Consider the following 22,296-nt stretch of genomic DNA (forward strand, 5'->3'; position numbering starts at 1 on the left):
CGTGTAGTTGGTCGAAGATTGTTTGGAGAAGTAGATGGACACCAAAGGCATTGACCAGATGTTAAGCATGATGCGGGCGACGGCGGCGCAAGCCAGCGGGCGCGCGCAGGCGCCGGCGTCATCGAGCGCGTCGAGCGGCAGCGTGGATTTCGCGCAGGTTCTGCAGAATTCGATTCAGCAGGTCAATCAGACCCAGCAAGAAGCGGAGTCGCTGTCGGCAAATTTTGCCGCCGGCGATACGAAGGCAGATCTGCACGAAGTGATGCTGTCGCTGCAAAAGGCCGACCTGTCGTTCCAGGAAATGGTGCAGGTGCGCAACAAGCTCGTTTCGGCCTACAACGACGTGATGAACATGCAGGTCTAAACAATTCAAAACTACGAGGCGAAAAAAGCAGCGGCAGGGAGCAGCAAGCGGGTAGGGGACCCAGGTAAGTGCTGAAAGCCAAAGTGTTGGTAAAAACTTGCGGTCGAATCGTCTTTCGCTTCGACAACGATTCCGGCCATTGCCAGAACCGCGCTTGCGTTGGCAACTTTCTGGCACGCATCCACCAGCAAGATTGATCCAAGACCTTTTCCCTGAAAGCCGACATCTACGGCAAGGCGACCGATTAGGGCGACGGGCACAGGGTAACGCGGCAGTTTTTTTGCCAGTGCTTCGGGTAGTTCGGTGCAGGCGATGCTGCCGGCGCTCAACGTAAAGAAGCCGGCGAGATGGCTATCATCGCTCGCCGGCGTTGCCACAAAGACGCGTGCTACATTTCGTCGAGCGTCTTGTGACGCGTAGCGACGGATGTATTCGTCGAGTGACGGTTGCCCACACTGAAAAGCTGTTGTATCGACAGCCTTGTCGAGAGGACGAATGCGGTAGGCGTTCACACAACGACCTGCTCGGCATGCCGCCTCATCGCTTTCTCCAAGGCTGCGTTTGGTTTTGTGGGTGCGTCAAGGGCAGCCAGGAAAGCATGAAAATCCTCTGGCTTCAGCGTGATTTGTTCATTGGCCTGCACGACCTGTGCTGCTGACGCTAGCGCATGCGACAAGACAAATTCTGAAACGCTCACATGGGTGTAGGTTGCCGCTTTGTCGAGCAATTCACGCGCGTGAACATCGCAACGGATATTGAGGCGGCTTTCCTTGAGGTGCGTGTTTTCCATGTGAGACTCCTTGAAACCAGAGGTTTTATTGTGCGCCGTTTGTGAGTACGTTTCAAGTGGTGGGGTAGGCTGGCCGCTTCAGCCAAGGCCACTCAGCCGCGCCTTGCGCTCGCGTTCGATGCGGGTAATGTAGTGCTGGACGAGGGTCAGTTTTTGCGGCGTGAAATCGGCAAATTCACAGCCGCCGCGGACGAAGCGCGAACCGCTGCGTGTCGCCACTTCGAACAGGTTGCGTACGTATAGCGTGCAGGCCAGCAATCCTTCGCCGGCTAACTGAATCCGGCAATTCTCCAGCGTGTCGCCGCGCCGGATATGCGGCAGCAGTTCATGGGCGAACATCAGGCCCACGCCGCCGCCGCTGATGTCGAGCAGCGGAATTTCGACTGGGTGCCGGCGCTGGTCGCCGAGCGTCAGGGTGGTCGTCAGTTTGACCGGGTTGGCCACCGGTGTCGCCAAGCGGAAGAATTCACGTCGTTGCAAGCGGAGCAGCTTTTCCGGTACCGCCGCGACAAACGCCGGCCGGCCCTGATATTGCGTTGCCGACAACTGTTCGAGGCTGAACTGAACCTTGACTTTGTCGACGAGCGTCGTGAGGACCGGCTTGACGGCCGCAAGCGCCTTCCGGTTCATCGTCTCGTCGCCGCCAACGTCGAGAATCAGGTGCCGGTTGTCGTCGGAGAGAGCGACCAACGCGCTGAGCAGGAACGAGCGGCCGGCGTCGAGGTGGATCGTGATCAGGGCGTTTTTCTGGATCAGCGAGCGCAGGACGGACAGAATCTCCGGTTGCGAATGCAGCAGGTATTGCCGGTAGTCGTCGTCCGGCAAAGGTTCGAAGCGCGGTGCGGTATCGCCAGCGGGGTTGGCCATTGGTTGATTTTCAGCCTCAATCATTTTTCGAGTCCTGCCGCCGATTCGGGGGGCGGCACGAACGCGGGCGGTGCGCCGGCGTTCTGGCCGCTTTCGAGCCGGTACAGCCAAGCGAGCAGCTCGGCAACGGCGACGTACAGCTGCGGCGGGATGCGTTGATCGAGGTCGATCTGCATGAGCAGGGAGACGAGCTCGGGCGATTGATGCACATACACGCCATGTTCGCGGGCGCGCGAGATGATCTGTTCGGCAATCACGCCGCGCCCCTTGGCGACGACGCGCGGAGCCGCGTCGGTCTGCGCGTAGGTGAGCGCGACGGCGCTCTTCAAATCCCTATTCTTCGGCATTTTCTTGCGCCGTCGGTTCGGCTTCTTCGCTGATGCCGATGGAGGTCAGCGCCAGTCCCGCGGCTTGCAGTTGCTGGCGCAGGGTTTCGCTCTCCGTCTGCATCAGCGTGCGCGCCGATGTGCTATCGGCCGTAATCGCGAGAACCAGCTCGTTGCCGTGCAGCTGCAAGCGGGTGTTGACTCCCCCGAGATTGGGCAGCGACAGTTGCAGGCGGGTGTTCCAGTTGTCGGCGCTTTCTCCGCCGTCGCTCTGGCGGTGACTGGCATCCTCTTCGATTTCCCAGCGCATGTCCTGACCGGGCCAGACTTGCCCCTGCCAGACGAAATTCTGCGAGGCGAGCGCGACCAGTTGCTGTTGCACCACCGGCTGCGTTTGCGGCGCGATCAGCTGACCGGCCGGAACGGCCGAATCGGTCGGCGCACGCGTTGCCGTGGGGGTGAGTGTTTGGGGAGGTGTTTCAACGGCGTCGGGCGTTGTCGAGGCGGGTGAAGCGACATTGGGCGATGCGACATTGGGCGGGAGTGCGGCCTCTTCGGCTGCGGCGGCAAAAGCAGCGGGGGACGACAATTTGCCCTGCGGCTCCTGAAGCAAAACGTTTTTCGCGACGCGACCTTCCACCCAGCTTGCCTGGTGCGACTCGTAAAACATGCCGCTTTGCGTAAGCGCCTGCTTGAGTTGCGGCAGGATGTCCTGCGCCGTTGTCGGTGGCGCGTCGGCGATCGGGCGGTTGCCGTTGAGGATCAGGCCCGGCGCGTCGTCCTTGGCCTGCCGCGTATTACCCAACAACTGGCCGATGAACTGGCCGGTGCGGCTCAGCGTCGTGGCGACGGCGCCGTCTTTGGCTGCGGAGGCGTTTTCCCCCTGCTTATGCGAGACAACGGCCAGCGCCACCTGACCATCGGACTCGGTGACCAGCAATTCGAGGCTGTCACCGGTCTGCGCCGAGAAGGGCAGGGCGAGTGTGATGCTGCGCTGGTTGATCAGCGCGCGGTAAGTACCATTCGGCAGCACCGCCTGAATTTCCGCCATCACCCGTTGCCCGGCGACGAGGTCGGAAAGCTTGTCGGTAAGCGCCTGCGCCGGCGCGGCCGGCTGCAACGTCGCATCGGCCGTGGTTTGAGTCTGCAGGCGGCTGACGACGTCGGCGGGGATCATGAGGTGGTTAGCGAGTTACTTGGAGGCGGCAACCTTAGCCCAAACGGCCACCCAGATAGGCATTGTTCAGCTTGGCCGAATTGCGAAGTCCGGCCAATTCGCCGGAGAGAAAATGCCTTTGCGTCTGGGCCAGCGGCAGGATCGTATTCAACCCGGCGTGAATGTCTTGCAGCAAAGCGATGAATTGCGAGCGCTGATTGGTCGGGACTCTAACCCGATTGAGCGGCGGCAGCGGCGGGGCGACGGACTGGTATTCCTCCTGCAACCGCAGGAATCGGTCCCAATCCTCCTCATTGGCCGCGGCCTGCATTGCCGCCAACGTCTGACGCAGGCAGAGAAAAGGTACCAGTTCAGTCATTACACTTGCCCGTAGGTCAATGGTGTCGAGCGGTCCGGCTGTGGTGCCGATTGCGAGGTTGCCGCGCGGGCCGGGTCGATTTGTGCCCATGCCTCCTTCAGTCCTGTCAGCAGGCCAAGTACTTCATCAATCAATGCCGGATCATTTTTAACGTTTGCTTGAAGAAGGCGCTGCCCCATGTACGCATAAAGCGCATCGAGGTTGTTGACCAGTTCTCCCCCGACTTCCTTGTCGAGAGAGAGGCGCAACCCCTCTTCGATAATCGCGATAGCCTTGGAAATGGCCATTCCTTTTTCGGCGACGGAGCCATTTTGCATGTGCAGCTTGCCCATATGGCAGGCCGTCACTGCACCCTCAAAAAGCATCAGAATGAGACGGTGGGGGCTGGCCGCTTCGACCTCGATGGCCAGGCTCTGCTTGCCGTAGGCGTTCATTGCGGTATTGCGCATCGCGTAGTTCATTGATTAGCCTCAGGACGAAGATGAAGTCATTTCCAGGAGTTGTTCGACATAGGTGCTAAGACTCTGCAAGCTGGCGACAGCCGTATCCATCGCAGTGAATTTTGCCCGGTAACGCGCTTCGATGTCTTCGAGTCGTTGCTTGATCCGCTCGCGCTGGGTGTCGATGTCGTCGATGCTGTTGTTGAGACTGTCGAGTTTTCCGTCGATCAGGCCGCCGTCTGCCAGCAGGTTCTTTGAGAATTGTTCAAGTTTGTAGGCGAAGCCATCCTGGCTAGCCGTCGGTGCGGAGGTTGATACGGACTGATCGAACGCGCCGATGAACTCGATGACGCCATCCAGGTTGTTGTTGACCGCATTTTTCAACTTGGACGAGTCGAGTTTCAGCGTACCGTCGTCCTGGAAAGAAATACCGAGGTCGGTCAACGTCCGGATACTGCCGCTCCCGTCGCCGAAAGCTTGGCCGAGCAGCGAGCGGAACTGGCTTTGCAGGGAACGGATGGAACCTTCGCCCTGGAGCTTTCCTGCCGTTCCCGTCGTAGCGTTGTAGGCCGTGTCGGTCTTGATCTGGGATGAGAGCGCGTTATAGGCGTCCACGAATTTCTGCAACTGCGTGGAAATGTTGCTCGAATCGCGGGCGATCTTGACGGTCATCGCCGACGTCGTGACTTCCTTGAGGTCGAACGCCATCCCCTCGACCGCATCGTCGATCGTATTGCTGTCGCGAGTGATCTCGACGCCGTTGAGCTTCATGATCGAGTTCTGCGCCGTGCCGTTTTCCGAAAGGGAGAAGGCCGTGTTTGTCGTTTGCGACGGATCGAATTCGAGATCGGAAAGCGCCGGCGTCGTTGCCGGGGTGACGCTCTCGCCGGCCGAATCCAGATACGCGACATCGATCGAGAACGCATTCTCTGCGCCGGTTTTGCTTCCCGAAATCGCGAGGCGAACGCTGCCTTCCGCGTCGCTGATGAGGCTGGCTGTCACGCCGTAGTCGCCGTCGTTGATCGCATCGGCGACGTCTTGCAGCGTGATTTCGCCGTCCGATCCCGCCGAAATGGTGATTTCCTGCAGGCGGGTCGAATCGGCGCTAAAGCTTTTTACGCCCTCGGTTTCGATGACCGAGCCGAAATTGACGGAGATTACCGCTTTGGCCACGCCCGAATCGCTCTCGACAAGCGCGTCCGAGGCCGACGTATAGGTTCCGGCGTCGCTCACGATCTGCTGGTTTTGCGCGAGTTGCTTGACCTCGACCGAATATCTGCCGACTGCCGCGTCGTTCTCCGTCACCACCGCCAGCGCGTCGGTGTTCCCGACCGTCGCGGTGATGCCGTTGAGGTTTTCGATGTCCTGGAGGGCCGTTCCGGCGGCCTTCAAATCATAGACGAGGCTCTTGTACTGACCGACAGCGCTGATCTTGCTCTCAATCGTCGCTTCTTTGGTGTCGAGCTTGGTGAGCGGTGTGCTCTCCGCGTCCATGAGCTTGGTGATCAAGCTCTCGATATCGATTCCGGAGCCTGTTCCGGTTGCGGTGATGCCTGCCATCTCAAACCTCCTGCCGCTTTGGGTTTCCTTTCGCCGCTCAGGCCTGATCCTTGATCAGAAGGCCTTGCAGCGAGTCGAGCGCCTTCGCAATGTTCAACAACTCTTCGGAAGGAATCTGGCGGATCACTTCCTTCGTTTCCTTATCGACGACCTTGACGACGAACGCCTCGGTCTCATCGTCGACCGAGAACTCAAGTTTCTGGCTGAATGCCTGAACCGTTTCTTCGATCTTTTGTCTCGCCTTGTTGACGTCTTCACGCGACGCTTGGGGCTGTTTTTCCGTCTGGCCGGTGGCCGAGACGGCGTTGCTCTGGATCGTTCCCGTGTTGATCGCCGAATACCCCGACCCGACGGTCGACGTGGTCGCCGCGTTCTGCTGCGCCGAGACATTAGTCGGTTGGGTCTGTGGTGGTCCGCCGGCGAGAATCGATTGGATCTGCATCATACACTCCTTATGTGGCAATGCCCCGACCGCCAAGCGGCCGGGGCAATTGACTGAGCGTTACCGCTACCCGGCCTGCTTACTGCAGCAGGCTCAGAACCTGTTGCGGCAGCGACTTGGCCTGAGCCAGCATCGCGGTGCCGGCCTGTTGCAGGATCTGGGCGCGGGTCAGGTTCGACGTTTCCGCGGCGAAGTCGGCGTCCTGAATCCGGCTGCGCGAGGACGACAGGTTTTCCACCGACGATTCGAGGTTGGAGATCGTCGTCGAGAAGCGGTTCTGCACGGCACCCATCGTCGAACGCTGCTCCGAGACCATCTGGATCGCGTCGTCAATGCGCTCGATCGCGGCGTTGGCGTTCGCAACAGTGGTCACCGAGAGCTTGCCGCCGATGGCTTCGGAGTTGCCGCCTTGTGCGACGAGGCCGAGCTTGGCAACGCTGGCGGCAGTACCTTCGAGGCGAACCGATGCGCCGTCGTTGCCTTCAAGCGTCAGCGAGCCGCGCACGACAGCGAACTCGGTGTCGGCAATTGCTGTCGCGCCTGTTCCTGCTGCGTTGTCGGATACGCTGATACCGCCGCCGGTAACTTCCAAGCTGATGTCGGAGCCAGCGCTCGTCAGCACCAGACGACCGGTGGTGGCGTCGGTCGAGGCGGTGACGCCCGCGCCTGTCGCGTTGATCGCCGTCACCAGGTTGTCGACGTCATCGGTCGTGGCGATGGCGATGGAGGCTCCATTGACCGACAGCGCGGTGGCCGTGCTGAAATCAACGTCCAAGTAGGCCTTGGTTTCGGCCGACGCGGTGACGCCGGTCTGCGAGGAAACGGCATTGATCGCGGCCGCCTTGTCCGAAGCGCTGGCCCCCGCCGTGCCGATCTTGACGCCGTTGATCGAAATGATGTCGGACGAATCAATCGCTCCCAGTCCTGCGGTGTCGAGGTCAGCCATGGCTGTGGCGAGGTCGGCGCTGGACGCGGAGATCGTCTCCGCGCTGGAAATGCTCGAATTGCCGGTGCTGAGGTTGAAGCCGAACTTGTTCAGCGCGGATGCGGCGGTGCCGTCGGCGGTGGTCAGCTCGATCGCCTCGCCCGTGCCGCTCGTCAGACTCAGGTAACCCTGGCTTGCCTCAGCCGTCAGTCCGGATCCGCCGACGGTGCCGCCGACGGTGATTGTCGCGCCCGTCTCGTTGCTCAGAACCAGTTGCCCGTCGGAGCCGACCGAGGCCGTGATGCCGCCCACCTGCTTGTTGATGTTATCGACGAGCTCATCCATGTTGGCCGATGCATCGATGGTCACTGCCGAACCTGCCGTTCCGTCAGCAGCATCTACCGTGATTGTCAGCGTCCCGTCCGTCTTGCCGGTCGCGCCGGCGGCGCCTTCGACGAGGTTGTAGGCGGTTGCCGTGACGCCGGTGGTTCCGGCGACGGCATTGATCGCGTCCTTGAACTCCTCGATCGAATTGTCTGCGCCAGCGCCGGCGAAATCGACTGCGGTGCCGTTGATGATCAGATCGCCATCAGTCGCAGCGCCTGCCGTGATGCGGCCGGAATTGAGGTCACCGGTGGCGACGTTGGAATTCAGCCGGAGCGACTGGGTCGACAGCTCGGTCATGTTGACCGAGATCGTCTGGTTGGCGTTGGCACCGACCTGGAAGGTGCGCGTTCCGCCAGTGCCGTCGAGCAGCTTGACGCCGTTGAATTCGGTCGAGGACGAAATCCGGTCGATTTCGGAGGTCAGCTGATCCATTTCGTTCTGGATCGCGGCACGGTCTTCGGCGCTGTTTGTGTCGTTGGCGGCTTGCACGGCCAGTTCGCGCATCCGGAGCAGTGTGTCACCAATTGTTGACATCGCGCCTTCGGCGGTTTGCGTCATCGAGATGCCGTCGTTCGCGTTGCGCGCGGCTTGTTCCATGCCGCCGATTTGGGCGGACATCCGGGTGGCGATCGAAAGGCCGGCGGCGTCGTCCTTGGCGCTGTTGATTCGCAGGCCCGAGGACAGGCGCGTCAGCGCGGTGTTCAGCGCGCTCTGCGACTTGTTCAGGTTGCGTTGCGCATTGAGCGAGGCCATGTTGGTATTGATGACTTGTGCCATTTTTATCTCCGTGTCTTGATTGACGTTGGGTTGCCGTTTTACTTGCCACCAAGGCGTTCTGCCGGCCCATCCTGTGCTGCGTTTTGCTTCTTACACTTTTTTTTACGGCGGGCCGGCGAGAAACTTTAGGGATTTATTTCTGCTTGCCGCGTAGGTGTTCTTACGGCGGGGCGGCGGAGAACTTTAGGGAGGCGCTGGGCAAAACGGGATTTGTCATTCCGGCGAATGCCGGAATCGAGAAAAATCAAGGGACTGGGCACCGGCTTTCGCCGGTGTGACGAGTCAATCGGAGCGGTGTGGTGAATCAATCGGTGTTTTTTAGCCGCAGACGACGCGGTTTTTGCCGGTTTTTTTGGCGGAGTACATCGCTTCGTCCGCCCGCTTGGTGACGCTGGCGAATGAGTCGTCGGGGCCGAATTCCGTCAGGCCGGCGCTGAAGGTGATGAGCAATTTCTCGTTGTTGTTGAGGAAGTAGCGCTTGGTGAGTTCGCGTTGCAGGCGGACGAGGGCGGTGTTGGCGTTTTCGAGCGGGGTGTCGGGGAGCAGGATGACGAATTCTTCGCCGCCGAAGCGGGCGACGGTGTCTTGCGGGCGCAGGGTGTCGCGGATGACGGTGACGAGGTGGATGAGGGCGGCATCGCCGGCATCGTGGCCGAGGGTGTCGTTGAGTTTCTTGAAGTTGTCGATGTCGAGCAGGGCGACGCAGAGCGGCGATTGGCGGCGGTTTGCGCGTGCGGATTCGCTTTCGAAGATTTCTTCGAGTCCGCGCCGGTTGAGGGCGCCGGTGAGCTGATCGTGGCGGACGAGCAGGCTGGCTTTGTCGAGTTCGGCCTGCAGTTCGTTGACGCGTTGCTCGGCTTCCTGCACGCGCTGTTGTGCGGCGCGCAGGTCGTCGCGCGAGCGCTGGGCGTTGAGCTGGATGGCGCGGGTGGCGTTCATCACGTCGGCGAGCACGTCTTCGAGCTGGGTGATGTTGTCGGCGTGACTGATTTTGGCGACGCAGGTTTCGATCTTGTCGTGGAAGTCGGAGGTGCTGTCGGCGAAGTCGGCGAGGTGGTCGACGAAGCCGGCGAGCATCTGCTTGAGGGCTTCCTTGGCTTCCATCAGCCCCTGCTTGAGCTGGCTTTGCTTGAAGATGACTTCCTTGAGGTGCTGTTCGGCGTCGTTGAGGGTGCGCGGGTTGAGCGGTTTGGCGATGATGTCGCGCACGATGTCGACCTGGCCGGTCAGCCAGCGGTCGTCGACGACGAGTTCGCTGATGTTGTCGACCATGAGTTGCAGCAGCTTGAGCAGGCCACCCTTGAGCTCGGCGTTGTCTTCGGCGACGAATTCGAGGCGGAAGGCGAGGCGTTTGATGTTGGCAAGGAGGTCTTGCACGGCCTTGACGGTGGTGGCGCCGCGGGCGGCGGCGGCCAGATTTTTGGCTTGCGCGGCGAGTTCCGGCGCGTCGGCAAGCTGGACGGCGACGACGGCTTCCAGCGTGTAGGCGAAGAGGTCGCGCAGTTCGGGCAGGACTTCGCTGGCGCGGCTGAAGGGGGAGGGCGAGGCGGAGCTGGTCGGCGTGGTCGGTGCGGTCTGTTCGGCGGGAGAGTCTGCCGTCTCGATGGTGTCGTCGGCGATTTCGTTCTTCGACCAGCCGCGCACGAGGTTTTGCAGGCGGTTGAACAGCAGCTCGGTGTTCTTGGTGCTCGTGCCGAGGACGCGGTCGAGCGATTCGCGCTTGCGTGCGGGGGTGAGGCCGCTTTGCTTGACTTCCCACTGCCGGATGATGTCGGCGATCAGTTCGCCCCAGGCGAGGTCGGTTTCGGCGGAGTGTTCCTTGATGAAGTCGGTGAGCGTTGTCCGGAGTTCGTCCCAGTTTTCGCTCTTGATGGCTTGCTCGATCTGGCGGGCGAGCCGTTGTTGCGAGGGCGTTTCCCGCGGCAGCAGCTGGAGCAGCGCCTTGAGGTCGCGCTCGGGGAAGCCGGCGGCTTCGTTGTTCGCCAATCCGGCGATTTCGTTGTAAATGGCCCGGTAGTTTTCCGGCGAAGGCGGCATGCGCCGCGTCAGCAATTGTTTGAGCGTTTCGCGGGCGATTTCGGATGGATTGGTGGGCGTGCTCATGGTGTCTGCAGATGGGTCGCGGTGAACAGGCGTAGTTTATGTGCAAAACTCTATTTACTGCGTGCGGCCTTCATCAGCTTTCGTTATAATGCGCGCCTCACAGCCCTTTGCCCCCGTAGCATGAAGGTCGTGCAGTTGATTTGTAATCATCAGGTAGCGGTTCGATTCCGTTCGGGGGCACCAAAGAAATCAAACAGTTAGGCCATTCTTCGGAGTGGCCTTTTTGTTTTTTTGCGCTCCGTTTAGCCAATTTGGCGCTTTTGTCCTGGAGCCAATGTCGAAGGGGGCGAGGCGCGGATCGGCTGATCCGGGCTAAACTCGCCGGAATCGGTTACGACTTCTGAGGATTGCAACCATGGCTCTGAACGTTGAACACCTGTTGCGGACTGCCGCTACGCTCGAACAAGCTCTGTTGGCGCTGAACAAGACACCGCATGAGGAGGTCTTGTTCGATCTTTATCGCAATGCCGCGATCAAGAGCTTTGAACTTTCGCTCGAAACTGCCGGCAAGCTCTTGCGCAAGGCGCTCAAAGCTTATGGGGGCGCGCCGCGTAGCGTCGATGCGCTGGTTTTCAACGACGTGCTGCGCCATGCCGGCAAACATGGCATTTTTGACGAGGCGGCGGTTACACGCTGGCTGGCCTACCGAGCCAACCGCAACAACACTGCGCACGACTACGGTGAAAGTTTTGCCAACGAAACGCTCATCCTTCTGCCTGACTATCTTGAGGACGTGCGGACGCTTGCCGTCAAGTTGCAAGAGGTATTCGATGCCGCGGCTTGAGCTTGCACGGCTGCATCTTGCGTCACACCACCTTGCCACGTTGCAGAACCTGCTTGCGCGCCATGTGCCGGCTGCCGACGTCTGGGCTTACGGCAGTCGCGTTACCGGTGGCGCACACGAAGGCAGCGACCTCGACCTCGTGCTGCGTGATCCGCATGACCTGTCGAAAGAGACAGAAGGTTGGATCGAACTCAAGGAGGCCTTGCAGGACAGTGCCTTGCCGATGCTGGTGGAAATCCACCTCTGGCCGCACCTGCCCGCCAGTTTTCATGCCGAAATCGAGCGGGCGTATGTGGTCGTGCAGGCGGGGGGAAGGTGATTTAAGGGTTGCGGAGGGGATGGGGGCAAATGGCAGAGCGGTCGTAGCGAACGCGCTGTAATCCTGAGGGGGGGGCACGGATCGAATAAAAATCTACTTTCATTGCGTGATCATGTATTAAAGTGTTCTTGAATATCCGTTCACCCAATAAAAGAAAGCTTTCAAACGATGCGTAGCACCGGAACCTACGTTACTTCGACGACCTTGGGCGAGTCTGTCCGGGCCTTTGTGCCGAATGCCTTGCTGCCATCGGCGCCGGCGCTTTCGCCGGAATCATTTGTCGTGCCGAATCGAGAGGCCGAACTGGCGCTGGCGCGTCTCGCGGGCGTTTCCGGATTGGTGCCGTCCGTCGACTGGCTGCTTTATGGCGCGGTTCGCAAGGAGGCGCTGCTGACCTCGCAAATCGAGGGCACGCAGGCTTCGCTCGCTGACCTGTTCGATGAAGAAGCGGGTTTTGCGGTCAGCAACAGCGATGATGTCGAGGAAGTGACCAACTACCTGCGCGCTTTCCGTTTCGTGCAGGGCAGCTTGCGCGATCCGGCCGGTCTGCCCGTCAGTGTGCGCCTTTTGTGCGAGGCGCATCGTCTGCTGCTCGACGGCGTGCGTGGTCACAACAAGCAGCCGGGTGAATTGCGTCGCTCGCAGAACTGGATCGGCGGGACGCGGCCGGGTAATGCGGCTTTCGTGCCGCCACCGCCCGAGCGGGTGCCAGAGTTGCTTTCCGATCTGGAGCGCTTTATTCATGCCCAGCCAGAGGGTGGATTGCCACCGCTGGTACGCATCGCGCTGGTACATGCGCAGTTCGAAACCATCCATCCCTTTCTTGACGGGAACGGACGTATCGGGCGCCTGTTGATCGCGGCGCTGATGGAGCATTGGGCGCTGCTGAATGAACCGCTGCTGTATTTGAGCGGCTACCTGAAACAGCATCAGGCCGAGTATTACCGTCGTCTTTCGGCGATCCGCACGGATGGTGACTGGGAAGGCTGGATCGCCTTCTTCCTGGAAGGCGTGGCCGTGGCGGCCACCGAGGCGGAACGTGGCATTGTGGCGATTGCCAGTCTGGTGGCGGCAGACCGCCGCCGCCTGCTGGCCGAGCCGAAAGCGACGCCAGCGAGCTATCGCCTGTTCGAGATGTTGCCGATGATGCCGCGCTTTTCCATCGAGCGCGTGCGCCAGAGCCTTAACACCACTTTCCCGACGGCGACTGCTGCGGTGAAGGTGCTGGAGGAGCTTGGTATCGTGACTGAGCTGACCGGGCAAAAGAAAAACCGGAGCTACAGTTACCAAACGTATATCGATCTGCTGACACGCTGATGCTTTTGTAGATCGCCGCGTCAGCGATTCAAGTCTCCTCGCCCGGCGTTCGCGGCGTGCAGGTCTTCGAGCGATGCAGGATGCGGGTGACGCCGTTCCAGGCGACATGGTTCGTTTCCGCCCATTCCCTGGCCTGTTGTGGCGATGAAAACAGGCCGATCAGGTCGTCCTCAGTGACCAGTGCATAAACATAGTTGTCGGATTCGTCGCTCATGGCTATTTCCCTTTCGGTGAGTAGAACTTCCTTTCAGCATAGTGTTTTTCCTTGAGCCTGATGCGAGGAAGTTGTAGGGTGGTTACCGGCGCATGACCGAACAATCGGTCGCCACTCTTCCATGAAGAAAACCAACAGGAGGTTCTTATGAAAGTCGGATCGTTAAGCATTTTGTCGCTCACGATGGCTGTCGCATTGTTGGCTCCGGGAGTATCGAATAGCGCGGAAGACATCCAGGCGCGGACGATCAAGTTCGGCCACCTCAACAACACCGATCACCCGATCAGCGCGGCCGTGAAGAAATTTGGCGAACTCGTCGCGGCAAAGAGCGGCGGCAAGATGCAGGTCAGGGAGTTCCCCTCCAATCAGCTTGGCACCGAGCAGCAGCAAACGGCGGCGCTGCAGGGCGGCGTGCAGGAAATGCAGTCGCCGGCCACGACCTCGCTCGTCGGGCTGGTCAAGGACTACGGCGTGATCGACTTCCCCTTCTCGGTCAGCAACTATTCGCAAGCGTTCTCGCTGGTCGATGGGCCGCTCGGTTCGGCGCTGCTTGAGAAGTTGCCGGAAAAGGGGCTGGTCGGTCTCGGCTACTGGGATCTTGGCTTCCGCAACGTCACCAACAGCAAGCGACCCGTGGCGCGGCTGGAGGACTGGCAGGGCTTGAAGCTGCGCGTGATTCCGAACCCGGTTTATCTGGAGACCTTCGGTGTGCTCAAGGCCAATCCGGTGCCGATGAGCTTCAGCGAACTTTATACGGCGCTCGAAACGAAAACCGTCGATGGGCAGGAAAATCCGTTCGCCGTGATCCGTTCCAACAAGTTCTACGAAGTACAGAAGTACCTGAGTGCCACCAACCATGTCTACTCGGCCAACGTCATCCTGGTCAGCAAGAAATTCTGGGACAAGCTTTCGACGACCGAGCAGAAAATCCTGAAAGAGGCGTTTGTCGAAGCGCGTGACTATCAGCGCAAGATCAGCGTCGAGGCCGCGCATAAAGCGGTCGACGAGCTGAAAGCCGGCGGCATGCAGTACAACGACCTCTCTCCGGCCGAGCAGGAACGGATGCGGCAGGCGGTCAAGCCGACGATCGAGAAATTCCTCGCCAGCTATGATCCGGCCATCCAGAAACTGTTTGCCTCGGAAACGGCGCGGGTGCAGTCGATCAAGTGATTCTCTGACTTTTGCCGTTCCCCAAGGGCCTGCTCATTCGGCAGGCCCGTTTTTTTTCTAGGCCCGTTCGATTGCTCGCCTGAACCAATATTCGGGGGATTGATCGAATATCAATTGCTCACGCTTTTCGAAAGGCAACCATGACCGACCGTTATTGCGTTTTTGGCAACCCCATCGGCCACAGCAAGTCCCCAGTGATTCATGCGGCCTTTGCTCGGCAGACCGGCGAGGATATTAGCTACGCCGCCACCTTGGCGCCGCTTGAGGGGTTCCGCGAGAGCGTCATGGAATTCGTCGCGGCGGGTGGTCGCGGCGCCAATGTCACCCTGCCGTTCAAGGAAGAGGCCTACCGGCTTGTCGATGAAGTAAGCGCGCGGGCGGCGCTGGCCGGGGCGGTCAATACCCTGATCGTGACCCGGAACGGCATCCGGGGCGACAACACAGACGGTGTCGGCATCATGCGCGACATCACGGAAAATCTCGGCTGTCCGGTGTCCGGCCGGCGCGTCCTGCTGCTCGGGGCGGGTGGTGCCGCGCGCGGTGTCATCGGTCCGTTGTTGGATGCCGAGCCGCAGGTGCTGGCTGTCGCCACGCGCACCAAGGAGAAGGCCGTGTCGCTGGGCCGCTCGTTCGGCGCGCTGGGCCCGATTCTCGGGGCGTCGTATCCGGAGCTGGCCGGCGAATCGTTCGACATCGTCATCAACGCGACTTCGGCCAGCATTGATGGCGAACTGCCGCCGCTGCCCGATGGCATCTACCGACCGGGCAGTCTCGCCTACGAATTGATGTACGGCCACCTCGATACGCCGTTTCTCGACCATGCCCGTCAGCACGGCGCTGAGTTCGCTGTCGACGGCTGGGGCATGCTCGTCGAGCAGGCCGCCGAGTCGTTTTTCCTGTGGCGGGGTGTGCGGCCGGATTGCAGTGATCTGCTCGAGAAGGTGGGTGATGGAGCCGTTTGCTCCATCACCGCCTGAAGTGCGCGGCCCGCGGCTTACCGCGTGTCGTTCGGTGTCCGCCAATAAACGCGGGTGCGCTTGCCGGTGATCGGCGGGCGTACTTGCTGGCCGGAGAGCGGAGAACTGGCCTGACTGCCGCTGCCATCACGCTGGACTGCCCCGATGACGACAACTTGTGTTTGGCCGCTGATGGATACCCGGCCGACGACCGGCGATGGCGGAAGTCCGCCGCCGACGAAGATGGACGAACGGCTGCCGCCGCAAATGCCTGATGAGCCAATCGCTCCCGAGCCGTTGATCAGGTTGACCCAGTAACCCCGCGCTTCACCGAGCACGTTGGTGCACGCGTTGGCGCTGACGACCGGGCGATTGGTGCTGAAGGTGACCATGCCGCCGATGATCAGCGCCGAGGTTACCGTCTGTTCGCCGACTCCATAGGCGTTGAGGTCCATGTACCAACCGTATTTCGTTCCGCCCGGCAAAACGCCCGCTGCGTCGCAGGAGGTCGTGGTGGTGTAGTTGAGCATGTTGCTGCCGTCGAGGTCGGTGGCAACATCGGTGGCGGTCGGCGTCGTACGGGTGGGATCGTCGAGATAAACGTAGAAGCGGTTCGTCACCGGCGAGGTGTAGGGGTAGCTGGCGGCGAGCGGATGCTCGCGGTCGCCGGAACCGATCGCCAGATAGACCTTGTTCTTGTAAGCGAGCGCCGCCGGCGCGAACAGGAACTTGCGCGAACTGCTGGTCGTGTAGGCAACCTTGGTGATCGTCCAGTTGGCCGGCTCTTGGGCAACGAAGTTGCCGCCGGCGTCGGCGAAGTCGATCCGGTAGATGTTGCCGCCGGTATCGGCCGCGTAGGCGGCATCGACGGCGCCGTCCTGGTTGATGTCGACCAGCGTGATGTCGGAGGCGACGCTTCTTTCTGTCGAGAAGGATTTGACCAGGTCGCCGTTGTCGCCATTCAGCACGTAGATTTGCGCACCTTTCGGATTCGAGCAGGAAGAGGTGGCGCTATCGGTATCCTCGCAGGTGTCGTAGCCGCCGCCAACGATGACGGCGGGCGTCGTGGTCGAGTAGCCGTTGAGGGTGGCGACGTTCGGCGTAGACCAGGTCTGGCCGATTCCCGAGAAACCGGTCGAACACCCGGTGTCGTTGCCGAGGTTCGGGCAACCGACTTTCCACTTCAGGACGGGGCTGGCCGGGGTGGTGACGTTAAACGCGTAGAGCATTCGCCCGCCGCGGCGCATGGCGGGGTAGATCCAGACTTTGGTGTTGTCGGCGTTTTGATACAGCCCGGTCGAGCCGTCGAAGAAGAACTGCTTCGGTGTCGTGCCGGCCAGCGCCGTGCCGGAGGGCGGCGTCGGCGACGGCGTCTGGATCAAGGGTGTGTTGTCGAGCAGGCGCTGCAAACCGGCGTAGCTTTCCGGTGCGACGAAGGACCATTTCTCTTGCCCGGACGAGGCTTCGACGGCGCGGTAGACGCCATCGTTGGCGCCGTAGAACACATACACGCCGGTCGTGCCGCCGAAATCGACGGGAAGCGGCCGGGAATGCACGACGTCGCCGTGGATGGTCGGCCGTGCGCTCGTCGAGGCAGTACCGGCGATCTCGCCAGTCACATCCTGGCCGAGGATGAAATTGACGATATTGGCGTTGATCGCCGAGTTGGCCGACAGCGCGCTGGCGTTGGTCGCGTTCCATTCGACGAGACTGCCGCCGGCTTCGGTCTTCACGGTGCGGGAGGTCTGCTCGCGCAGCATCTGCGCAACGCCGCCCTTTTCCACCGTCGGGCCGTCCGGCGAGTCGGAGTAGATGCCGGTCGTGCCGCACAGGCCGCGTGCGAAGTTGGTGTCGTCGCCGGCCGTCTGCCAGATCAGCCCGGGGGACGAGGCTTCGGTAATGAAAATGCGGCTCTGCTGGTTGGTGGTGTCGTACCAATAGCTGCCGGAATCGTGGGTCCACCAGCTGACGGCACAAGGTGTGATGAAGCCGGTGGCGGTGCTGACGGCTTGCGTGCCATTGGCGTCCGCCAAATCGGTATAGCCGTTGAACACCGACAGCTGGTAGCGCTTCAGGTTGCCGAACCAGCGCGGATGTGCCGTCGGGTCAGGGCGGAACATGCCGATGTACACCTGGTTGGCGTTCTGCGACCGGTTGGTGGCGGAAATCGGTAGCGAGGCCGAGGCGAAGGTCGAGTTGACGGCCTGGATTTCGGCGAAGATCGATTGCAGCGCCGTGATGATGGCCGCTTCGTTGTTGGCCGAAAAATACTTGCCGCCGCCGTGCCGGGCCATGCTGGCCATCAGGCCGCTGTGACTGGTGTTGGGCTGGGCGTTGTAAACGTCGATCGTGTAGGTGTTGATCTTCTGGTAGTTGCTGGTTTGGCCGGCGGGAATCGGCACGCCGGTCTGGTGCATGAGGCGCGCCCATTCGTCGGCATTGAGCGGCTTGCTGTCGGTGCCGAAGGTGCCGGTCGGTGTCGTCGTTATCTTTGTGTAGCTGCCCTGTACCTGATACTTCGCTTCACCGGTCGGGCAGCCTTCCGACGCGCTGTCGGTGGTGCTGTAGGAGCACGACTCATAGATTGAGGTTGAGCACTTGGCGGCGTCGGCATCGGTTAGCTTGGTGTTTTTGCTCGGCGCGTTCTTGAAGCAGGTCGACGAATAGCCCAGATTGTCGGTAATGGTCTGGGTCGTTTCCGTATAAAGCGGCAGCTTCAATTGCGGTGTTGCGCCCACGCCGGTCGGCTGGGCGGCCGCTGCCAGGGCGTTCAGCGCCGCCGTGTTGGCGGCATCGTCGGCGGCCGGGCCGCTGGCATTCGGGTTACCGATGAAGATGATGTAGCTGTTGGCGCAATTCGTGCCGTCTGAGAGAGGTGACTTGAACTGGGTGTAATTGGTCAGGTAACCGTTGGAATCGGCATGTCCGGTCGCCTGGACGTCGGCGCTGAGGGCAAAGGGCGACGCGCCCGCGAAGTAGTTGTAGGCGTCGTACATCAGGTTGCCGTACGCCATGTTCGAATTCTGCTTTTCCGTCGTGCCGTTGATGTCGTTGTAGATGGTCGTCAGCTCGGCCGAAAAACTTGCCTTGTTAGCGGTCGCTGTGCTCCCTTGGGCCTCCCCCATCGCACTGACGGCAAAGCGGACATAACCGCCGTTGTCGTTGGCATTGCCTTTGGCCGGGAGTTCGAGCAGGCCGATGTTGATGCTGCCGGGCAGGCTCTGGATCACCGTCTTGATGGCGTTGACCTCGGATTGGCCCTGCTGGACGCCGCCCGGCCAATGTTGGTTCTGGCGCGACCAGTTGGAGGTGTTGTCGAGCACGATCAGAACGTTGGGTGCTGCGCCCGGGCTGTTCTGCGCCGTGAAGATGTCGGTATCCATGGCGCGCGCCGGTGCGATGGTCCACGGCACAACGGGCAGACTGAGCGAAAGAACCAGGCTGCGTGCCAGTAGTTTGGCGAGGGATTTTTGCTTCTTCGTCGAGCTCATGGTGTTCTCCTACTTCTGGCAGCACATGTGGCGAGGTGGCAATGCTTAGGGGCAGTTGGTCGCCATGTCGGTCGCGGCAATGCGAACCGCGACGCCTTGAGCGACATTGACGGTTGCTCCGGTGGCGGTGTCGACCGCTTCGGCATTGACTTCCCAGGTCGAATTGGCGCACAGCGAATTCCCCGACGGCGACGCGCCGGAAACGCCGAACGTCTGCTGTGTTTCGGCGGAGCAGGCCAGATCGTCGAGGTTCGTGAAATCCAGCTGACTGGCCGGAATCGGGGCGGCCAGAACACAGCCGGGTTGCGGCGTCAGCGTTACCCTGAAATCGCTCTTGCCGTCGCCGTTGCTATCGACACAATGCGTGTTCGAACTGCCGTCGCTACAGTTGCTGCTGGCGATGGAAGCGGCCGGATTCTGGGTAAAGTTGCTCGAGTTGACGACGGTTTCGATGGCCTGCTGGGCGGCATCCAGCCCTTCGTTGCGGTGCTGGGCGTTGGCGACGATGATCGTCTGATTGGCGCCGAGGCGGAAGGCGAGTACCGCCATCACGGTGAGCAGCACCAGCATGATCAGTCCCATGACGAGGACGAAACCGCCTTGCCGCGAATGGCCGCTGATGCACTGGAGTCGCTTGTTCATTCGAGCCTCCCAGCCACGTTGTTTAGTCGCACCAGCGTTGTGTAGGCATGGCGCTTGTAGGCGTCGTTATACGGGCCGAAGTCGTTGCCGGCTCCCAGGGTGTAGGTCCGGCTGTCGACGAAACCGGCGCTCGGCCGCGTATTGCGCGCCAGCAGATGAATCTTCACCGCCGTGACCTGCCGCCATGCCGCGGTGTCGGCCGGACTGGCGGTATAGCTTTCGGGCGTCCCATCGCCGTTGGTGTCCACGCCATAGTCAAACTGGATCTGCTCGATGCCTTCGACGAGCGGGGTGAGCGAAAAGCTGCCGGCGCCGAGTTCGGCCATCTTGAGCGTCGGTATGCCGTCCCCGGACTGGTTGTTGTTGCTGATGAAATAGATTCGCGTGTAGTAGGCGCGCAACGCGGCGGCCGTCAGGCAATCTTTCCGTGCCAGAAAGGCGGGCGGATTGGCGGAGCCGGTCACGGCCGGATTGGTGGTCGTGAACTGGCTTGCCGTCGTGCCGATCAGGAACTGGCTGGTCGCCGGCAGCACATTGAGCTGGTTGTTGCACAGCGTTGTCTGGAAATAAGTGTTGCGCGTCGTATCGACAGCGCCGCATCCGGCCGCTCCGGCGACGCAGGTGCTGGTGCGGCGGATAACGAGCACGTCGGTGTTCGAGCGCCGGTCGGCAAGCAGGGCGGTGAGGGCAGACGGCATGGACGCGCCGTTGTTGTATCCCTGGACGGGCAAGACAATCGCTTCGGCTAGTTCGTTGACATCGGTTTGCGACGGATCGGGCAGATCGCTCGGCGTCGCCACATTGGCGGGGCTGAATTCGCCGTAGTATCCGGCCAGCCGCAGGTCATCGAGCAGCAACTGTGTCGCGTAACGGCCGTTCTCGATCTGCTGGCTGGTCTTTTCGATCTCCTGCCGGGCCCGGCTGTTGTTGAGGAAGATCAGCCCCAGCGATCCCGTGATGATCAGGCCGAGCGTCATGCCCACCATCAGTTCGATAAGGGTCGTCCCGCTTTGTCGCGGCGTGCTTGATGGCCGTTCCGGAGAGTTTGGGAGAAGAGGGTGGGCGTTCATGGCAATACTCAACTGTCCAGATCGGCGATCGTGACGAAGCCGGCGATGACGCGCCGGAAGCCGTCGGCGCCGTATTCCCCCTGGCCGCAGGTCAGGCTCGGGGCACTCAATTTCGTCATTCCCTGCCAGGCGACGGAGACACGAAAGACGGGCGGATTGGAGCCGGCGATCTGTTCGATGCAACCGCGTGCACCGGCCATCGCGCCGAGAAGGTTGCTCGATTGTTTTTCCGCCGCGCCCTTCAACCCACGGCTCCATTCGCACTGGTCAAGGGCCACGCCGGTCAAGTCGGCGCACGAGTCGGGTTGCTCGTCGTCCATGCCAAGCGGTGCGTCGGTGACGAAATCAGCTGCGTTGGTACGGTTGGCGGAAAGGCGGTTGACCATGTCCTCGACCAGCAGAAGGGCCTGGACGCGTTGATAGGATTCGGTTTCCGAGGTCTGGATTTTGGTCTGCAGGCCGGCCAGCCCAAGCAGGCCGAAGGCCAGAATCACGATGGTGATCAGCACCTCGAGCATGAGGAAGCCGGATTGACGATGTTTTTTGCTGCAGGCAATGGGCAATGGCTTCATGTTGCCACCTCAACAGCCGGAAGAAGTTACGGAAGGGACGCCGCTCAGGCTGATGCCAAGGCAGCGGATAGACGAAGTGCTGGCCGAGAAAACCTTGAATGTCGCGGCATTGCCGCTGACACGGCCGGCGCCCTGAAACACCACTTCGTCCGGGCCACCGCTGATGCTGGCCCCGCTAATCGGGTCGTAGGTCGAGAGGATGGTTCCGTCCGCCGCTGTCACATTCCATCCGCTGTCCCAGTCCCCATCAGTGATCGGGGACAACGTGACGTTGGCATTGCGCTTCAGCGCCTCGGAGCGGGTCAGCAGGAGGGCGGACTGGAGCGTGGACGCCGCCGACTTGATCCGTTCGCTGGCAATCAACTGCTGGAAGGAGGGCACGCCGATGGCCAAGATGATTGCCGCAATGGCAATCACGACCATCATCTCGACCAGCGTCACTCCGGCGACTCGACGCGGCGTTATGGTCATGGCGTCACCACTTGCCGGAAGGCGTCTTGGCGCCGGTGTTGTCGATGGAGAGGTTTCCATCGGCGAGTTGGGTGCCGATGGCGGTGGCCGTTACGCTGAATGACGGCGGTGTCGCTCCCGTTACGATCGCGATCGTGTAGTACGGTGTGATGCTGCTCGGTGCCGCTGCGTTGAGCGTGGCTACATCGCCGGCGTAGCTGCGGTTGTCCGTAAAGTATTGTTGCTGCCGTTGCGCCACGTCCATCAGGTAGGCCTGCGCATCGGCCCGATGGCCCCGGCGCACGTATTCCTGATAGCTCGGATAGGCGATTGAGGCCAGTATGCCGACAATGGCGACCACGATCATCAACTCGATCAAGGTGAAGCCGCGGCACAAATCCTTCAACGTGTTGCAGCGCATGATTCCTCCTGTCTGTTCTGGCCGCTTTGCCGCTTCCGCCCTGAACGGAGCCGGCGTCCGGATTCATGTGTGTAAAGATGTGTTAAGTGCGCTGGCTATATTACTTTGGTTCTATTACGTTTGTAATGGCTCTGGGAGCAAGGCGCCAATTCCGTTGCGACGAACGGTGTCCTTTTTCTGACGAGCGGCAGTTACAGGGGTGGGATTCTCTGAAATACGTGTTTGCACGTAATCCCACGGCGCCAGGCGATGTCTGATATCACTCCCCGCCGGCCGTGCCATCGGGCCACCATTGCCAGCCGGTTCGGTAGTAAACTGCGCCATCGCCACCGCACAAGGTCAGACTCGTCTGGCCTTTGTTGTTTCTGGAATAA

Annotated in this window: 24 protein-coding genes and 1 tRNA gene; 7 read left to right on the top strand and 18 right to left on the bottom strand. The window is 61.0% G+C overall.

What is annotated here, in order from left to right; all coding sequences use genetic code 11:
* Nucleotides 1-34: 34 nt before the first annotated feature.
* Entirely contained in the window at nucleotides 35-364 is a 330-nt protein-coding gene (fliE, locus tag GH659_RS02950; RefSeq protein ID WP_153109254.1) for a flagellar hook-basal body complex protein FliE, read from the top strand.
* 11 nt (nucleotides 365-375) lie between these two features.
* On the opposite strand, the gene GH659_RS02955 is transcribed toward fliE, so the two are convergent.
* The 11 genes from GH659_RS02955 to GH659_RS03005 form a co-directional block, all read right to left on the bottom strand.
* A complete protein-coding gene (locus GH659_RS02955) occupies nucleotides 376-876 on the bottom strand; it encodes a GNAT family N-acetyltransferase (RefSeq protein WP_153109255.1) in 501 nt (166 codons plus the stop codon).
* A complete protein-coding gene (locus GH659_RS02960; RefSeq protein WP_153109256.1) occupies nucleotides 873-1,154 on the bottom strand; it encodes a type II toxin-antitoxin system TacA family antitoxin in 282 nt (93 codons plus the stop codon). Before GH659_RS02960 ends, GH659_RS02955 begins: the two co-directional genes overlap by 4 nt.
* Before the next feature lie 78 nt (nucleotides 1,155-1,232).
* Nucleotides 1,233-2,045 carry a flagellar brake protein gene (locus tag GH659_RS02965; protein WP_211364082.1) on the bottom strand — a complete coding sequence of 271 codons (813 nt, stop codon included), beginning with the start codon at nucleotides 2,043-2,045 and terminating at the stop codon, nucleotides 1,233-1,235.
* The gene (locus tag GH659_RS02970; RefSeq protein ID WP_153109257.1) at nucleotides 2,042-2,368 is read right to left on the bottom strand and encodes an EscU/YscU/HrcU family type III secretion system export apparatus switch protein; all 327 of its coding nucleotides are present in this window, start codon (nucleotides 2,366-2,368) and stop codon (nucleotides 2,042-2,044) included. The genes GH659_RS02965 and GH659_RS02970 overlap by 4 nt, the downstream gene beginning before the upstream one ends.
* Entirely contained in the window at nucleotides 2,355-3,524 is a 1,170-nt protein-coding gene (gene fliK / locus GH659_RS02975; RefSeq protein ID WP_153109258.1) for a flagellar hook-length control protein FliK, read from the bottom strand. Before fliK ends, GH659_RS02970 begins: the two co-directional genes overlap by 14 nt.
* Nucleotides 3,525-3,558: 34 nt before the next feature.
* Nucleotides 3,559-3,882, bottom strand: coding sequence for a flagellar protein FliT (locus GH659_RS02980; protein WP_170285806.1), 324 nt, complete (start codon nucleotides 3,880-3,882; stop codon nucleotides 3,559-3,561).
* The gene (gene fliS / locus GH659_RS02985) at nucleotides 3,882-4,343 is read right to left on the bottom strand and encodes a flagellar export chaperone FliS (RefSeq protein WP_153109260.1); all 462 of its coding nucleotides are present in this window, start codon (nucleotides 4,341-4,343) and stop codon (nucleotides 3,882-3,884) included. The genes GH659_RS02980 and fliS overlap by 1 nt, the downstream gene beginning before the upstream one ends.
* A 9-nt stretch (nucleotides 4,344-4,352) precedes the next feature.
* Nucleotides 4,353-5,882: a flagellar filament capping protein FliD gene (gene fliD, locus GH659_RS02990; protein WP_153109261.1), complete on the bottom strand. Its 1,530-nt coding sequence runs from the start codon at nucleotides 5,880-5,882 to the stop codon at nucleotides 4,353-4,355.
* A gap of 37 nt (nucleotides 5,883-5,919) precedes the next feature.
* Nucleotides 5,920-6,324 (bottom strand): flagellar protein FlaG, encoded by a 405-nt coding sequence (locus GH659_RS02995; RefSeq protein ID WP_170285807.1) that lies wholly within the window; start codon nucleotides 6,322-6,324, stop codon nucleotides 5,920-5,922.
* A gap of 79 nt (nucleotides 6,325-6,403) precedes the next feature.
* Nucleotides 6,404-8,413, bottom strand: coding sequence for a flagellin N-terminal helical domain-containing protein (locus GH659_RS03000; protein ID WP_153109263.1), 2,010 nt, complete (start codon nucleotides 8,411-8,413; stop codon nucleotides 6,404-6,406).
* Nucleotides 8,414-8,731: 318 nt separating this feature from the next.
* A complete protein-coding gene (locus tag GH659_RS03005; RefSeq protein WP_153109264.1) occupies nucleotides 8,732-10,516 on the bottom strand; it encodes a GGDEF domain-containing protein in 1,785 nt (594 codons plus the stop codon).
* A gap of 109 nt (nucleotides 10,517-10,625) precedes the next feature.
* Between GH659_RS03005 and GH659_RS03010 the strand changes: the two genes are divergently transcribed.
* The 4 genes from GH659_RS03010 (at nucleotide 10,626) to GH659_RS03025 (ending at nucleotide 12,936) form a co-directional block, all read left to right on the top strand.
* Nucleotides 10,626-10,699: transfer RNA gene (locus GH659_RS03010), tRNA-Thr, on the top strand.
* A 172-nt stretch (nucleotides 10,700-10,871) separates the two neighbouring features.
* Nucleotides 10,872-11,300, top strand: coding sequence for a nucleotidyltransferase substrate binding protein (locus GH659_RS03015; protein WP_153109265.1), 429 nt, complete (start codon nucleotides 10,872-10,874; stop codon nucleotides 11,298-11,300).
* Complete coding sequence (locus GH659_RS03020; protein WP_153109266.1) at nucleotides 11,287-11,619, top strand: nucleotidyltransferase family protein; 333 nt, start codon at nucleotides 11,287-11,289, stop codon at nucleotides 11,617-11,619. Before GH659_RS03015 ends, GH659_RS03020 begins: the two co-directional genes overlap by 14 nt.
* Nucleotides 11,620-11,787: 168 nt before the next feature.
* Nucleotides 11,788-12,936 carry a Fic family protein gene (locus GH659_RS03025; protein ID WP_153109267.1) on the top strand — a complete coding sequence of 383 codons (1,149 nt, stop codon included), beginning with the start codon at nucleotides 11,788-11,790 and terminating at the stop codon, nucleotides 12,934-12,936.
* 28 nt (nucleotides 12,937-12,964) lie between these two features.
* On the opposite strand, the gene GH659_RS03030 is transcribed toward GH659_RS03025, so the two are convergent.
* A complete protein-coding gene (locus tag GH659_RS03030) occupies nucleotides 12,965-13,150 on the bottom strand; it encodes a hypothetical protein (protein WP_153109268.1) in 186 nt (61 codons plus the stop codon).
* 147 nt (nucleotides 13,151-13,297) lie between these two features.
* On the opposite strand from GH659_RS03030, the gene GH659_RS03035 reads away from it, so the two are divergent.
* Together GH659_RS03035 and aroE are read left to right on the top strand one after the other, a co-directional pair.
* Nucleotides 13,298-14,320: a TRAP transporter substrate-binding protein gene (locus GH659_RS03035; RefSeq protein ID WP_153109269.1), complete on the top strand. Its 1,023-nt coding sequence runs from the start codon at nucleotides 13,298-13,300 to the stop codon at nucleotides 14,318-14,320.
* Between the two features lie 140 nt (nucleotides 14,321-14,460).
* Complete coding sequence (gene aroE, locus GH659_RS03040) at nucleotides 14,461-15,297, top strand: shikimate dehydrogenase (RefSeq protein WP_153109270.1); 837 nt, start codon at nucleotides 14,461-14,463, stop codon at nucleotides 15,295-15,297.
* 17 nt (nucleotides 15,298-15,314) lie between these two features.
* Here aroE and GH659_RS03045 read toward each other — a convergent pair whose 3' ends face one another.
* The 6 genes from GH659_RS03045 to GH659_RS15090 are packed head-to-tail and all read right to left on the bottom strand — an operon-like array spanning nucleotide 15,315 to nucleotide 21,922.
* Entirely contained in the window at nucleotides 15,315-18,767 is a 3,453-nt protein-coding gene (locus GH659_RS03045) for a pilus assembly protein (RefSeq protein ID WP_153109271.1), read from the bottom strand.
* 45 nt (nucleotides 18,768-18,812) lie between these two features.
* The gene (locus GH659_RS03050) at nucleotides 18,813-19,409 is read right to left on the bottom strand and encodes a pilus assembly PilX family protein (RefSeq protein ID WP_153109272.1); all 597 of its coding nucleotides are present in this window, start codon (nucleotides 19,407-19,409) and stop codon (nucleotides 18,813-18,815) included.
* Entirely contained in the window at nucleotides 19,406-20,479 is a 1,074-nt protein-coding gene (locus GH659_RS03055; RefSeq protein ID WP_153109273.1) for a PilW family protein, read from the bottom strand. Before GH659_RS03055 ends, GH659_RS03050 begins: the two co-directional genes overlap by 4 nt.
* An 8-nt stretch (nucleotides 20,480-20,487) precedes the next feature.
* A complete protein-coding gene (gene pilV / locus GH659_RS03060) occupies nucleotides 20,488-21,051 on the bottom strand; it encodes a type IV pilus modification protein PilV (RefSeq protein ID WP_153109274.1) in 564 nt (187 codons plus the stop codon).
* A 9-nt stretch (nucleotides 21,052-21,060) separates the two neighbouring features.
* Nucleotides 21,061-21,522: a GspH/FimT family pseudopilin gene (locus tag GH659_RS03065; protein ID WP_170285817.1), complete on the bottom strand. Its 462-nt coding sequence runs from the start codon at nucleotides 21,520-21,522 to the stop codon at nucleotides 21,061-21,063.
* A 4-nt stretch (nucleotides 21,523-21,526) separates the two neighbouring features.
* A complete protein-coding gene (locus GH659_RS15090) occupies nucleotides 21,527-21,922 on the bottom strand; it encodes a type IV pilin protein (RefSeq protein ID WP_153109276.1) in 396 nt (131 codons plus the stop codon).
* Nucleotides 21,923-22,296 lie beyond the last annotated feature (374 nt).

The sequence above is a fragment of the Propionivibrio limicola genome (assembly GCF_009469695.1).
Taxonomy (GTDB): Bacteria; Pseudomonadota; Gammaproteobacteria; order Burkholderiales; family Rhodocyclaceae; genus Propionivibrio; species Propionivibrio limicola.